At 38.4% G+C, this 13648-nt stretch carries 13 protein-coding genes and 1 tRNA gene; 4 read left to right on the forward strand and 10 right to left on the reverse strand.

Going from position 1 to position 13648, the window contains the following annotated elements; genetic code table 11:
- Positions 1 to 329: 329 nt before the first annotated feature.
- Positions 330 to 1292 carry an Hsp33 family molecular chaperone HslO gene (locus Q0N70_RS08890; RefSeq protein WP_294015943.1) on the reverse strand — a complete coding sequence of 321 codons (963 nt, stop codon included), beginning with the start codon at positions 1290 to 1292 and terminating at the stop codon, positions 330 to 332.
- Positions 1293 to 1394: 102 nt separating this feature from the next.
- On the opposite strand from Q0N70_RS08890, the gene Q0N70_RS08895 reads away from it, so the two are divergent.
- From Q0N70_RS08895 to Q0N70_RS08910, 4 genes are read left to right on the forward strand one after another with little or no spacing between them, the layout of a single operon-like run.
- Entirely contained in the window at positions 1395 to 2204 is an 810-nt protein-coding gene (locus Q0N70_RS08895; protein ID WP_294015944.1) for a hypothetical protein, read from the forward strand.
- Positions 2191 to 3081: a hypothetical protein gene (locus tag Q0N70_RS08900; protein ID WP_294015945.1), complete on the forward strand. Its 891-nt coding sequence runs from the start codon at positions 2191 to 2193 to the stop codon at positions 3079 to 3081. The genes Q0N70_RS08895 and Q0N70_RS08900 overlap by 14 nt, the downstream gene beginning before the upstream one ends.
- Positions 3078 to 3740: a 16S rRNA (guanine(527)-N(7))-methyltransferase RsmG gene (gene rsmG, locus Q0N70_RS08905; RefSeq protein WP_294015946.1), complete on the forward strand. Its 663-nt coding sequence runs from the start codon at positions 3078 to 3080 to the stop codon at positions 3738 to 3740. Before Q0N70_RS08900 ends, rsmG begins: the two co-directional genes overlap by 4 nt.
- A complete protein-coding gene (locus tag Q0N70_RS08910; RefSeq protein WP_294015947.1) occupies positions 3737 to 5005 on the forward strand; it encodes a M48 family metallopeptidase in 1269 nt (422 codons plus the stop codon). Before rsmG ends, Q0N70_RS08910 begins: the two co-directional genes overlap by 4 nt.
- Here the strand turns inward: Q0N70_RS08910 and Q0N70_RS08915 are convergent.
- The 9 genes from Q0N70_RS08915 to Q0N70_RS08955 all read right to left on the reverse strand — a co-directional run bounded on the left by Q0N70_RS08915 (position 5002) and on the right by Q0N70_RS08955 (position 13577).
- Positions 5002 to 6906, reverse strand: coding sequence for a hypothetical protein (locus Q0N70_RS08915; RefSeq protein ID WP_294015948.1), 1905 nt, complete (start codon positions 6904 to 6906; stop codon positions 5002 to 5004). The genes Q0N70_RS08910 and Q0N70_RS08915 overlap by 4 nt on opposite strands.
- Entirely contained in the window at positions 6903 to 7871 is a 969-nt protein-coding gene (locus Q0N70_RS08920; RefSeq protein ID WP_294015949.1) for a hypothetical protein, read from the reverse strand. Before Q0N70_RS08920 ends, Q0N70_RS08915 begins: the two co-directional genes overlap by 4 nt.
- Positions 7872 to 7928: 57 nt before the next feature.
- Positions 7929 to 8516, reverse strand: a complete 588-nt coding sequence (gene recR, locus Q0N70_RS08925; protein ID WP_013700337.1) for a recombination mediator RecR — start codon at positions 8514 to 8516, stop codon at positions 7929 to 7931.
- A gap of 3 nt (positions 8517 to 8519) precedes the next feature.
- Positions 8520 to 8831 (reverse strand): YbaB/EbfC family nucleoid-associated protein, encoded by a 312-nt coding sequence (locus Q0N70_RS08930; RefSeq protein WP_294015950.1) that lies wholly within the window; start codon positions 8829 to 8831, stop codon positions 8520 to 8522.
- A 39-nt stretch (positions 8832 to 8870) separates the two neighbouring features.
- Positions 8871 to 8941, reverse strand: a tRNA-Gly gene (locus Q0N70_RS08935).
- Positions 8942 to 8993: 52 nt separating this feature from the next.
- Positions 8994 to 10007, reverse strand: coding sequence for a LacI family DNA-binding transcriptional regulator (locus Q0N70_RS08940; RefSeq protein ID WP_294015952.1), 1014 nt, complete (start codon positions 10005 to 10007; stop codon positions 8994 to 8996).
- A 135-nt stretch (positions 10008 to 10142) separates the two neighbouring features.
- Positions 10143 to 11738 carry a glycoside hydrolase family 43 protein gene (locus Q0N70_RS08945; RefSeq protein WP_294015953.1) on the reverse strand — a complete coding sequence of 532 codons (1596 nt, stop codon included), beginning with the start codon at positions 11736 to 11738 and terminating at the stop codon, positions 10143 to 10145.
- A gap of 24 nt (positions 11739 to 11762) precedes the next feature.
- Positions 11763 to 12602 (reverse strand): carbohydrate ABC transporter permease, encoded by an 840-nt coding sequence (locus Q0N70_RS08950; RefSeq protein WP_294015955.1) that lies wholly within the window; start codon positions 12600 to 12602, stop codon positions 11763 to 11765.
- A 15-nt stretch (positions 12603 to 12617) separates the two neighbouring features.
- The gene (locus Q0N70_RS08955) at positions 12618 to 13577 is read right to left on the reverse strand and encodes a carbohydrate ABC transporter permease (protein ID WP_294015956.1); all 960 of its coding nucleotides are present in this window, start codon (positions 13575 to 13577) and stop codon (positions 12618 to 12620) included.
- Between the last annotated feature and the right edge of the window lie 71 nt (positions 13578 to 13648).

Here is a 13648-nt window from a genome sequence, read left to right on the forward strand (position 1 = left end):
TGAGAACTGAGAACTGAGAACTGAGAACTGAGAACTGAGAACTGAGAACTGAGAAGATTATGGGCATTAATTCTCCTGTGTCAAGTAATTAACTACACTAGTTTATTATAGATTCATTTTACAAATAAATCCAGTCATTAATGTCATTATCGGGCTTGCACCTGCGATGTTTCTGAAGGAAGCCCGATAATGACAACCGCTGCAAGATTGCCAGAACCATGCCCAGCAATGACAATGCAATAAAAAACACGCCGAGTTTTCTAAAATTCTCGGCGTAAAATTTAAAAAGCACGGCGTATTTTTAAAAAATTCTCGCCGAGAATTTTTGATTAAATCTCGCTTACAGGGATTTTGTAGACGCTTCCGCAGTTGCGGCAGACAATTTCAAGCGGGTCAGGGTCGTTTTGTCTTATGTCGGCAAGCTCATTCTTTGGAAGAGTCTTTAAGTAGCCGATATATTTTTCCTTGCTGCACGGACAGTCAAAAATAATGTCGCGCTCAACTGCAATCGCAGGCTCAAACTCGCGGAAAAGCCCATGAACAATGTCTTCTGTCTTGCCTTTTTCAGAAAACCATTTTCCAAGCGAAGGACAGGCAGAAAAAGCGTTTTCAATTTTTTCTATAAGCTCTTCGTCAACTTTCTGGTCTGCGCCGCTTGGTGTATTCGAGCCAGCCTCTTTTGTTCCGCCAGTTTCAGGCATAACCTGCACAAACATTCCGCCCGCGCCCATCACACGTCCGTTTTTGTCCATAAAAATGCTTGTGTTGAACGCCGTGCGAATCTGGTCAGACTGCTGAAAAAACCAAGCCAAATCCTTGGTGATATTTTTATAAAGAATTTCCACAGAACTGGTTTGCGGAGCTTTGTCGCCCGGATGAATTTTTGACATTGTCATTGTTCCGTCCCCAAGAAAAGGGCTTAAATCCCAGCTTTCCAAAGGCTTTTCAACAGGAATATGGTTTTCATACAAAAATCCGCGCACATAGCCGGAAGAATCAGCTTCAACAGAAAAACCTTTTGCAGGGCCGTTTGTGTCATAATGCCAAGTAAGATGCTCTTTTCCTTTCATCGTGGGAATCATAAGAGCGGCACAGATTGAAGCCTGTCCCAAAACCATTGTCTCAAGAATTCCAAGGTTATGCTGAGCGCGAAGCTGATTTACAAAACGCGTTCCATGAAAAAGCGCGCCTCTTGCCCGTCCGTCCGCCATGACAAAAATAGAAAGTCCGTCCTTTTCAAGTGAATCAATATGGCTGTTCAGCTCGTTATCGTTTATCTGTGCTTTTATCATGCCATACATAATAGTAAGAAATAAAATTTATGTAAACTTAAATCGGCGGCAATTATTTTATGAATTGAACTGACGGCGCATTTGCATTAAAATGCAAGGTCTATGGACAACGAATCAATTAAAAATATGCTTTTGGACATTCAGCCTTCAAACCTTGAATTCACTGTAACAATGACAGGCAAGGAAAGCAGCCGGGTAAACGGACTTTACAAGCCGGAAACAAGGGAAATCCTTCTTCACAACAAAAATTTCAAGACAGAAAACGAGCTTGTCTACACGGCAATCCACGAATATACGCACCACCTTATAAACGAAGAGCAGATAGAGCTTTCAGGCGGAAAAAATCCACCTATAAAATCAAAAAGCCACACAAACTATTTCTGGGCAAAATTCCATGCGCTTTTGGACATTGCGGAAGAAAAAAATTACTACAAGCTGGACGTTTCTCTTTCCCCGGAACTTGAGCAGCTAACAAAAGAAATCCGTGAAAAATATATTGAACCAAACGGACACATAATGCATGAACTCGGAAGAAGCCTTGTAAAAGCACATGCGCTTTGCGAGCAGGCAAATATCCGCTACGAAGATTATTTGGATAGAATTCTTCAGATTCCGCGGACAACGGCAAAGAGCGCTTCAAAAGTTGGCTTGCTCCCGGACGAAGATTCGGCTCTTGGATTCGACAACATGAAAATTGTAGCGGGCTGCAAAAAGCCTGGTGAAAAAGCAAAAGCAGTAGAAGCAATCAAAAGCGGAAAAAGCCCAGACAGCGTAATTGCCATGATGAAGAAAAAGGCAAAAGAAATCGATCCAAAAGAAAAACTTGAAAAAGAACGCGACAGGCTTACAAAGACAATAAACGAGCTTACCCACCGCTTGGAATTTGTGGAGGAAAGTCTTGCAAATCTCTAAAAAAAGCATTGTTCTTGCTTTGTCCATAGCCACACTTTTCAATGCAAGCGCGCAAAGCACACCGTTCAGTTCCATTACATCTCCTTCCATGCCAACAGTTTCTTCCCCGGAAATTGGCAACGGCTTTTATTCTCCCGGCTCAGTTTTAAAGCCTGAATACAGCAAAAACGCAAGCCAAAATAATTCAAGCCAATCAGAAAAAACAAAAGCGGAAAATAAAAACGCAGAATCTTCAAATGCAAAAAGCGAAATGCAAAAGAAAATTTTATCCGCACTGAGCGCAAAAGATATTTCACTTTTAAATGAGAAGGGATTTTCCAGCGACATAAATTCCATGATATTTTCACTTTCATCATCAGATAATTCGCAGGAAACAAAAATTCTTCTAAATAAAATTCTTGCTGAAATAGAAAAAATCAAAGACAAATCCAGCCAAGACAACAGCAAAAAAACTGACGAAGTTTCAGCCGCTCCTGCAAAAGAAGAAAAACTGCCAGAAAAAGCAAAGGCAAGGCTTCTTAGGTTCAGCGTAAACGGCTACGACATTTTAAGAACCTGCCGCAAAATTTATATTTCGGAAGTGCAGCTGGACGGAACATTTTTAATTACAGGCGACAGAGTTTATTCAAGCGACGGAAAAAACAGAACAGAAACTTTCCATATTTTATTTAAAACTTCTCCAAACGAAAACGGAACTTTAAATTACAAAGCCGCAGCAAATGTAACGCAAGACTACCTGAATGAAAATTCATTTTTATATCAGCTTTCCAAATTTGAAAGTCTTCCTGCAATGCGGGTTGGAAACCTTGTTTCAATGCGCACAGAAGATCCAAACTGGAAACTGGAACTTTTAATTGATCTTGGAGAACAAGCGTGAACGAAAAACTTAATGAAGGTTTAAAAAAACTAGGATTGGAATTTTCGCAAAATCAAATCAGCCAAATTGAAACTTATATTTCATGCGTTCTTGAATTCAACAAAACTTACAATCTTATGAAAGCGGATTCGGCAGATGAGCTTACGGTAAACCACATTCTTGACAGCCTTGCGGCGGCTCCTAGCATTGCGTCTATTATCAAAAAAATTCAAGAGAAAAAAAACATTGCATCTCTTCAAATTGCGGACATAGGCTCTGGCGGCGGATGTCCTGGAATTCCTTTGGCGGTGGCGTTTCCTGAGCAAAATTTTATGCTTGTTGAGCGCATGGAAAAAAGATGCGGATTCTTGGAAAGCGCAGTTTGCAAAATGAATCTTTCAAATGTAAAAGTAAACTGCATTCAGGCTGATTTAATAAAGCCGGAATCATTTGACATTGAAGTGTTCCGCGCGTTTCATCCGTTTGACTCAAAAAATACAAAGCTGCTTTTAAGAATGCTAAAGAAAGGCGGAATTCTTGCGGCATACAAAGCAAGGACAGAAAAAATTTCTGCGGAAATGGAATCTATAAAATTCCTTGTTCCGTCGTATAAAAAAATAAAACTGGAAGTTCCTTTTCTGGAAGATCATGAAAGAAATCTTGTTGTGGTGGAAAAATGATTTTTAATTCGTCTGTTTTTTTTATTTTGTTTTTAGCGGGAACTGTTTTTGATTTTGCATTAAATCAGTTTCTTGAAACTTCGGATTTCTTTTTCAGAAAAAAGCACGGAAAACAAATTCCAGAACGGCTAAAAAATTTTGTAAATGCCCAGGAACTAGAAAAAACCTGCGCCTATGAAGACGCAAAATATTTTGTTTGGATTCCTTCAAACATCCTGAATTTTATTCTAAAGCTTGTTCTTGTTCTGTCGGGATTCTATGTTTTCCTTTATGAAGGATTCTACAGTTTTACAACAAATGTTTTTGCAACAGTGATTCTTTTTTCTATTGTTTCTGGAATTCCGTCTTTTATTTTAAATCTGCCGTTTTCACTTTACAGAGAATTCCGCATAGAAAAAAAGTTTGGATTCAGCAATATGAATTTAAAAATGTGGATTCTGGATTTTATAAAATCTACAGTTTTATCTGCAATCATAGCAATTCCAATTTTGTGCGCCGCAGTTGCCCTTATAGTCTGCTTTAACAAAATCTGGTGGCTTTTGTTTGCTATAGTTTACCTTGCATTTTCACTTGGAATAAGCTACATATATCCAGTTCTGATTGCGCCGATTTTCAACAAATTTTCTCCTCTTGAAGAAGGCGAAATAAAAGAGCGGATTGAAAAACTTTTTGCAAAAACTGGATTCAAGACTTCTGGAATTTTTACAATGGACGCTTCAAGGCGAAGCAACCACAGCAATGCGTATTTTACAGGCTTTGGGAAAAATAAAAGAATCGTTTTGTACGACACGCTATTAAAGCAGCTTGAGCCTTCAGAAATTGAAGCGGTTCTTGGACATGAACTTGGACACTGCAAAAAGCATCACATTGCAAAAAGAATGATTGTTATGATTCCACTTGTATTTGTTTCGCTGCTGGCGGCAAGTTTAATTGCAAAACTTCCTGCTCTTTATTCTGCATTCGGATATGAGCCGCTCAACAATGTCGCGCCTTACATTCAGCCTTTGGGACTTTTGTTTATCGGATTAGTCTTTGAAGGCTACGGAAATATTGTTTCGCTTGTTTCTAATTTCTTTAGCAGAAAAGACGAATTTCAGGCAGACGCTTATTCAAAAGAAATGTGCGGAACATCCCAGCCGTTAATAAGCGCGCTTATAAAGCTGAACAAAGAAAATCTTTCTGAACTTGAGCCGCCAAAGATTTATTCAATGTTCAACTACAGCCATCCGCCTTTAATGGAAAGAATAAAAGCTTTGGAAAACTAGGCTTTGCGAGAAAGGAACAAAACTGAAGCTGCAAAAAATATAAGCACATAAAAAGCCGCAGCAGCAAAAACAGCGTTTGTTCCTAAAAGTCCGACCAAAACATAGCTAAGCATATTGAAAAAATAAAGCGCAATGTTAAAGGCAACAACCATCATAAAGCCCAAAACAGGAATAAGAAGAGTCCACTTGAATTTAAAAATTTCATCTGGATTCTCGATTCTGTAGTTCCAGCCAATGCAAGCGCAAAAAACAAACATTATCAGCATTATAAAAGGAAAAGTTCCTCGCTGAACAAGATTCTGCGCAAAAACTTCCTGCGAAAAACCATATCCAGACGCTCTAGGCAAAAGCTTAAATAAAACAGGAAGAGGCATTTCCTTAGCCCCGCAAGCCGCCGCATTTATAAGATTGAAATCAGAAAACTGCATTGGCAAAACCATTGACGAAGCTTTCTTTATGTTCAAAGGAATTCTTTTTGCGGAATGTTCTTTTTTCTGCGGATTTTCAATTCCAAGATTCTGCGCGTCAAGCTCTGAAAGTCCTGTAGGCTCATAAGAATAAACTGGGCGCGAAACCAAGCCTTCCGTATTTCGGTCTACAGACTGAAGGATAACAAACGGAACATATTCCCACTTTTTTTCAATTCCCAAAAGCGCAAGATTTTCTTCGCCAAATTCAGAAACTGGCTGGGCAACAGCTTTTGCAAACGGAACAAAAAATGAATAGGCAAATTTTCCGTTTTCATTGTAATGCACAACATTGAAATTTTCCATGTAGCGGACAAGGCTGCCTTCTTTTTTTATGTCCATCGCATTCGAAATATAAAAAATATTTTTTGATCCGTCAGGATAATCAAGTGAAAAATAAACTTTATGGCTGTCGGAAAGCTCTTCTATGTATTTTGTTTCGTCAAAAAAGAAATATTGATTTTCCAAATCTTCTTCCGAAAGCGCAAGAAATTTTTTTACATCAGGATCATCAGCAGCCTGAGCATAATTGTTTTTTAAGCCAAGAAAAGTGTAATATGCCTTTAAAAAATCTCCGCGGGAAAAAGCAATGTATCCGTCTTTTTTTATTTTGTAATAATTCCGCTCAGCAGAATTGTCAAATTCAACTGGAAGGCTCAGCATTTTCCAGGCATAGTTTGATTTTTCAACTGCCGCATCAAGATTTGTATTTTTTCCGTCGCAAGCTTCAACTGCAAGACTCGCCCAATAATGAGCGTCAAACCACTGTTTTTTTTGCGCCGCAGAATCAGACTTTTCCAAGAGCTCAAGAATTGTGTGGCCTTTATCTTTTATGTGAAGCGGCTTTTGCACTTTTTCTGCAGCAGGCGCATTTTTCTTTCCATGCATTTCATTGTCAATAAGAAGATCAACAGAATCTTCTGCAAGCTTTAAAACTCTTTTTGCATCCGTGTCTTTTGGCGAAATTTCCACTGCTTTTTTTGCATATTGAAGCGCAAGAATCGGCTGGTTCTGCTCCAAAAAATGTCCGGCAATAGAAATCGCATCCGCAAAATCCGACGGAGCTTCTTTTATAAAATCAATTTTACGTTTTGCAGACGGCTTGAAAATTTCTTCATTAAGCGAAAGAAAAAGAATAAACGCAAGCGACGAAAACAAAACAAGCTTGAACCTTGAAAACATTGCAGGAGAAAACCTTGAGCGGCTGTTTCCCGTTTTTTTCTGCCAAAGAACCGCGCAAGAAACTGTAAATCCGCTTAAAAGAATTCCCGGAAGGCAAACTAAAAAAATATAAAGTCCGTAATAAAACACAAACGATTTTTCTGTGCCGGCTATCAAAGATTCAGGACGCGGAATAAAAAAAACAGAAATCAAAAGGCAAAGAGCAAAAATAATTGCCGTATATATTCCAGTAATAAAAATAACTTTTTTCATAAGTCATCTCCGTAGTAAGCAGGCTCTGGTGAATTTTCTTTTACAAGTCTTGAAATCAACCACAAAACAAATGCCGCCGCAAAAACAAAAATATTTAGAATGCAAACTAAAAGCGATTTTACCGGAACAGATTTTATCAGCGCTGGAATTTTCTGAAACAAAGAATCGTCTGCGCCCAAAATAAAAAAATTCAAAAAGAAAACAAAAATGTAGTCCATCAAAATAAAAAGCACATTTACAAGCCGCCAGGCAGAAATATTTTTTATCCAGACCACAGAACTAAAAGCCAATATAATTGAAGAAAAAATTATCCAGGAAACAAAATTTTCAGAGCATCTTGAATATGAAGCCACTGTAAACTTTTGAAAATACTTTAAAATTTCCTTTAGAAGAACCGGCATTTCAACTGTATTTTTTATAAGCGGATCTGAAAATTCATCTTGAAAAACAGCGGGCCTTTCCGAACTGAAAGTAAAAACGTTGCCATTTGATTTTGACCGGTCAATGCAAATTCCAGAAGCATTGTTTTCTGAATCAACTTCTGAATAATACAAAACATAACGGCTGTCTTGCGAAGCTCTAAAATATCCAGGCGAAAGAGAAACTGAAGTTTGCATTTCTTTATTTTTACAAACTGAAATTTCAAGTTTTTCTTTTAAAGCCGGAATAAAAAAAATCCAAAGGCACAAATGCAAAATCATGCAGACAAGAACCGAATACCAAGGAATTTCTTTATGCCGAATTAAATAGAAAGAAATGAAAACAGGACATAATGAAAGCACAGCCGGCAAAACTTCAAAAATTCCCTGTAAAAAAAATCCTGAACTAAATGCAGAAAATTTCTGCCCCGCAACAAGAACTGTGCAAAGCGAATATGTCATATAAAGAAACGCGCCAGTGCAAAGACCAAGCATAACAATAGCGATGTAGGCGGCAAAAATTTTTATGGAACAAATAAATTTCATATATATTTAGAGAATAACACGGATAACTGATAAAATCAAACCAGAAGAGCTGTTATGTTAAATTTTAACGCGTCCCTGAAAACTTCTTGCCAATGTGAGCCGGTCCGCATATTCCAAGTCGCCGCCAGCCGGAAGTCCAGAAGCAAGCCGCGTAACAACAACTTGAGTATCCTGCAAAACTCGCTGTATAAAAAGAGCCGTTGTGTCGCCTTCCACAGTGGGATTCGTTGCAATAATAACTTCTTTTATAACACCAAGTTTTACACGCTCAAGCAGCTGGGAAATTCTAAGTTTGTCCGGCGTAATTCCTTCAAGAGGAGAAATAACTCCGCCCAAAACATGAAACAATCCGTGGAATTCGTGGGAACTTTCGATTGTTGCAACATCCTGTGGCTGCTCAACAACACAAAGAATTGTTTTATCTCTTGCAATGTCGGAACAAATAGGGCAGGGATCTTCTTCTGTCCAGGCGCCGCAAATGGAGCAGGGTTTTATTCTTTCCTGCAACGACAAAATTTGATTTGAAAAACGAATATTAAAAGAGCTGTCGGTTTTTAAAAGATGGCTTGCAATTCTAGCTGCGGATTTTTTTCCGATTCCAGGAAGCCTTGAAAAACTTTCTGTCAACTCGTCAAGAGCGTTCATTTTTTACGCGCCCATTCCCGGAATATTCATTCCTGCCACCATAGGTCCAAGCTGATTTTTTATTTCATCCTGCATTTTTTCAAGGGCGGCATGATGAGCGGCTTTTATTAAATCTTGAAGCATAGGAACATCTCTGTTATCAACACAGATTGGATCAAGCTTTATATCTACAAGCTCAAATTTTCCGTTTACAGTAACTTGCACCATATTTCCGCCGGAAGAGCCTTCAGCCTCAAGCTCAGCAAGCTTTTCCTGCGCCGCCTTAAGCTGGCTCTGCATTCCCGCAAGATTTTTTACCATATCAAAAGGATTCATTGTTTTCTCCAGAAAAGTCTTTGTAATATGCTGAAAACAAGCGGTCAACGGGAGTCGAACCCGCCTATCAGGCTTGGGAAGCCTGTGTAATACCGATATACGATAACCGCAAACCATAAAAGGATAATGCTATTCCGTCATTTTTTCAACACCCGGCAAATGCTAAAGTTTTTTTACCGAATTTCTTTCTATAAATTCAGCTGGAACACGGACACATTCGCCCACAGGAATTCCAACAAGACGGTTCATAAGAATTTCTGCGGAAAGCTCGCCAATCGTTTTTATATCCTGCCTGAACGTTGTCAAAGACGGAGAATAAAATTCAGAAATCATTTCATTATCAAAACCAATAAAAGAAATGTCTTCGGGAATTCTTTTTCCAATTGATTTTACATATTCCATTGCGCCAACCGCCATATTGTCGTTTGCAACAAAAACTGCGGTAATATCGCTGTGCCGCTCAAGAAGTTCTTTCATAGCATCATGGCTTTCCGCCCGCGACCATTTATGGCAAAATTTTACATAAGATTCATCATATTTCAATCCGAAATCTTCAAAGGCATTTTTCAATCCTTCCAAGCGGTCAATTGCAGCCATATTATACTGCGAATAAGTTCCGCCGATATAGGCAATTTTTTTATGCCCGTTTTCAATAAAGTATGAAGCCGCTTTATATCCAGCCTCAACATTTGCTGTTACAACAGTTGGAACTCCAGGAATTATAAAGTTTGTTGAAACGCAAGGAATGTCGGATTTTACAAGCTCCATAATTTCATTGTCCGCGCTGATTGGATTTATAATTCCAACCGCATCTACATTTCTGTGATAGCAATGCTCAACGTAAGATTTTTTTTCTCCAATTGGAGCATGGGAAATAAAAAGCAAATCGTATCCGGCAAACTCAAAATCTTCCCTGAATTTATTCAGAATTTTTCCAAACAAAGGATGGTCGAAACCTCTTTGCATATCGGCATCTTCATAAATTATTCCTATTAGAAAGGATTTTTTTGTTGTAAGAGTGCGGGCTGTTATATTTGGACGGTAACTTAATTCTTTGGCTGCATCAAGAATTTTTTTTCTAGTTGAATCGCTTAAGCCGCCAGTTTTATTAAGAGCCTTGGAAACTGTAGGGGCAGAATAACCTGTTTTTGAAGCAATATCATAAATTGTAACCATTGAATTTTCCGCCTCCGCGTGAATTACGATTTATAATCTTAATCTAGGATAAACAAGAATTTCAATATTCTTACAAATAAATTTCTGTTAATCCTAATTCAAACAAAGGCGGAAAATAAAATCCTAAATAAAAATCTAGTCAAGCTTCTTGTAGGAAAAATATTCAAAGTCCGCAAATTTCTTATAAGAAATCAAGTCAGCGCAATACATTCCAACAAATGCTCCTGTAAATCCTTGAGTTCCATATTCATCAGAAAGTTTGCTTGCATCTATAAGCGGACGAATCTGCCTGAAATTTTTTCCATCCTGCGACCAATAGAAAAATCCAGTTTTCTTGTGAACTTCAAGTCTTATCCAAACAGGTTTTTCTTCGTCAAGCGGACATTCCATTTCACGTATAAATCCTTCCGGCATAATGGACATAACCTGAATGACTTTTCCTTTTTGCTCATCCCGCGTTACAACACAAAGATACTGGGACTTTTCATCATAACGGTAAATCATTCCTGCAAAATGCTGAAAACTTTCCGGAGTGAATTCCATTTTAGTTTCAGCAATAAAATCAAAATCAGTCTGACGGCGCGCTAAAAGGCTCTGCTCAAAACAAGAACTAGGAGATTGACCTCCGTGAATTCTTAAAAATCCCGGATGTTCTGAAATTGAAAACCGTTTATCATCAAAAGGAATTCTTAAAGTTTTAAATTCCGCTAGAAAATCCTTGTTTTTAAATTCATATTTTTCTGCAACATGGGCAACTCCGCATCCTGGAGCAATAATTCCGCGGCCTTTTACTTCTATATAATCAGGCGGACAATTCTTTAAAGTTCCGTCAGACTGCTTTACCCAAGGCCAGCCATCTTTCCACTCAAGTTCAGCAATTCCAGTTTCACGTCCAAGAACGCAGCGTTCAGTTCCTTCAAGAGGTCGTCCGCAAAGATAAACAAGATAATCTTTTTTTCCGTCTGGAGACTTGCACCAAGAGCCATGCCCAGCTCTTTTTATTTTGCAGCCGTAGCCATAAGAAGTAATAAGCGGATTTGCAGGATGAACTTCATAAGGCCCGAATAAATTCTTTGACCTTGCGCAAGTTATTGCGTGCTCATAACTAGTTCCGCCTTCCGCACAAACAAGATAATACCATCCATCACGCTTATAAAGATGCGGACCTTCCACAAGACCAATGTCTGTTCCTAGAAAAATTTTATGAACTTTTCCAACAAGTTTTTTTGCCTTGCAGTCATATTCCTGAACAAGAATTCCAGAAAACTGCCGCGGACCTTGCTGCCTATAATCCCATTCCATGTTCACAAACCATTTTTTTCCGTCATCATCATGGAATAATGAAGCATCAAATCCAGAGGCATTCATAAAAACTGGATCTGACCACGGGCCTTCAATCGATTCAGCTGTAGTTAAAAAATTCGGGCAGTCTTTCCAAGGACTATCGTTCCAGCTTCTTACATTTGTAAAAACAAGATAAAAAATTCCATCCGAATATGAAAGGCACGGCGCCCAAATTCCACACGAAGCTTTGTTTCCCGCCATATCCAAAAGACGTTTTTCAGAAAGCGGAGAAGGCACAGATTTCCAGGTCTTCATGTCTTTAGAACGGTGCAGCTCAACTCCCGGAAACCATTCAAATGTAGAATTTGCAATAAAGCATTCGCCATCCGCATTTACAATTGAAGGATCTGCATGAAATCCGGAAAGAATAGGATTATAGATTTTCATAATGAATTTACCTCTGTCTTTATTTTACTCTTTTACGCTTCCCATTGTAATTCCAGAAATAATATACCTTGACATAAACGCATAGAACACAAGAATTGGAATTAATGAAACCGCAACTCCAAGATAAATTGAACCGTATTCTGTGCGGTAAATATCGCCTCGCAAAGACTGAACGAGCATCGGCAAAGTATATTTATCCTGATCAGAAAGAAGAACAAACGGCGTCATAAAATTGTTCCAAGATGCAACAAAAGAAAAGATGCTCTGCGCCGCAATTGCCGGTGTCAAAATCGGAAGCATTATTGTGTTGAAAATTCTAAATTCACCAGCTCCGTCAATTCTTCCAGCATCAATAAGCTCAAATGAAAGAATTGATTCCATATATTGACGCAAAAACAAAACAGTTCCAGCAGAAGCAATCGAAGGAATAATCAGCGGAATAAAGCTGTTTGTAAGATGAATTTTCGCCATAAACTGATAGAATCCAATAAACGAAAGAGTTCCAGGAATCATAATCACAACAAGAATAAATCCCCAGAGCAAATTTCTTCCTTTAAATTTATAAACTTGAATTCCATAAGCTGTCAATGTAGAAAAATAAACGCCAAGCACAGTTGAAAAAATCGCAATAACCGCACTGTTTCCAAATCCACGCCAGATTTTAAAGGAACGGCTTGTAAGGTTTTTCCAGTTCTGCAAAGTATTAGTTCCCGGCAAAAGAGAAATTCCAGAGTTAATCTGCGCATTTGTTCTTGTTGCGTTTATAAGCATAAGATAAATTGGAATAACTGCAAGCAACGCAAAGAAAATCATCAGCACATATAAAATAGTTCTTTTTAATGAAAGTTCAGATTTATATTTCATACCAAGCTCCTTATATTAGTCTTCCTTGCGGGATTTTACAGGACGCTCCTTTACAAGAGCATTTATTCCAATGGATAAAATAATTGTGATAATAAATATAGCAATCGCAATTGCAGCGGCATAAGAATAATCTGTTCCGCCTTGGAATCCCATATTGTAAAGATAAACCGACATTGTTCTAATTTTAAAGTCAGGCTCACCATGCATTCCAGTAAGAAGGAAAGGAATTTCAAAAAGCTGCATTCCGCCAATCATCGAAGTAACAAGAATATAAAGCATCATCGGGCGCAAAAGCGGCAATGTTATATAGAAAGTCTGCTGACGGTTATTCGCTCCGTCAACAATCGCAGCCTCGTACAAGGAAGGAGAAATGCTTGTTATTCCAGCCATGAGCATAATCAAAGTATGGCCGCACCACATCCACCACTGAATAAAAGAAACAATCAAGCGCGAAGCATTTGGCATTCTAAAGAAATTGAATCCTTGCTTTACAACTTCACCATCAACAACTCCAGTAGACCAAATTCCCAAAGTTCCTGTCAAAAACTGATTCACAGGTCCGACTGGATAAGCAAAAAGGCTTCTAAAAAGAATCGCAATAGATGCGGTTGTCAAAAGATTCGGCATATAAAAAACCGCGCGGAACAATCCTTTTCCCTTTAAATTCAGCCTTACATCAGTGAACCAAATTGCAAAAAGCAAAGCGATTCCAAGCTGAGGGATAAAGTTGCAACCCCACATTATAAACGTATTTTTTACTGAACCCCAGAAATATTTATCATTTATAAGCTTCTGAAAATTTTTCAGCCCAACAAAACTAAAGTCAGAGCGAAGACCTTTTAAATCACTGAATCCTAAAATCAATGTATACAAAATCGGCCACAACTGAAAAGCCGCATAAACCAGTATAAAAGGCAAAACAAAAAAGTATCCGCTTCTATTTGTCTTGGTTTCTATTCCGGATTTTTTCTTCATCTTGAAACCTCCAAAAAGTTCTCCGGCAGAAACCGGGCAAACAAAGCCTGATGCAGCAAAAAACTACATCA

Origin of the sequence: uncultured Treponema sp. (assembly GCF_945873775.1) — a bacterium.
Lineage (GTDB): Bacteria > Spirochaetota > Spirochaetia > Treponematales > Treponemataceae > Treponema_D.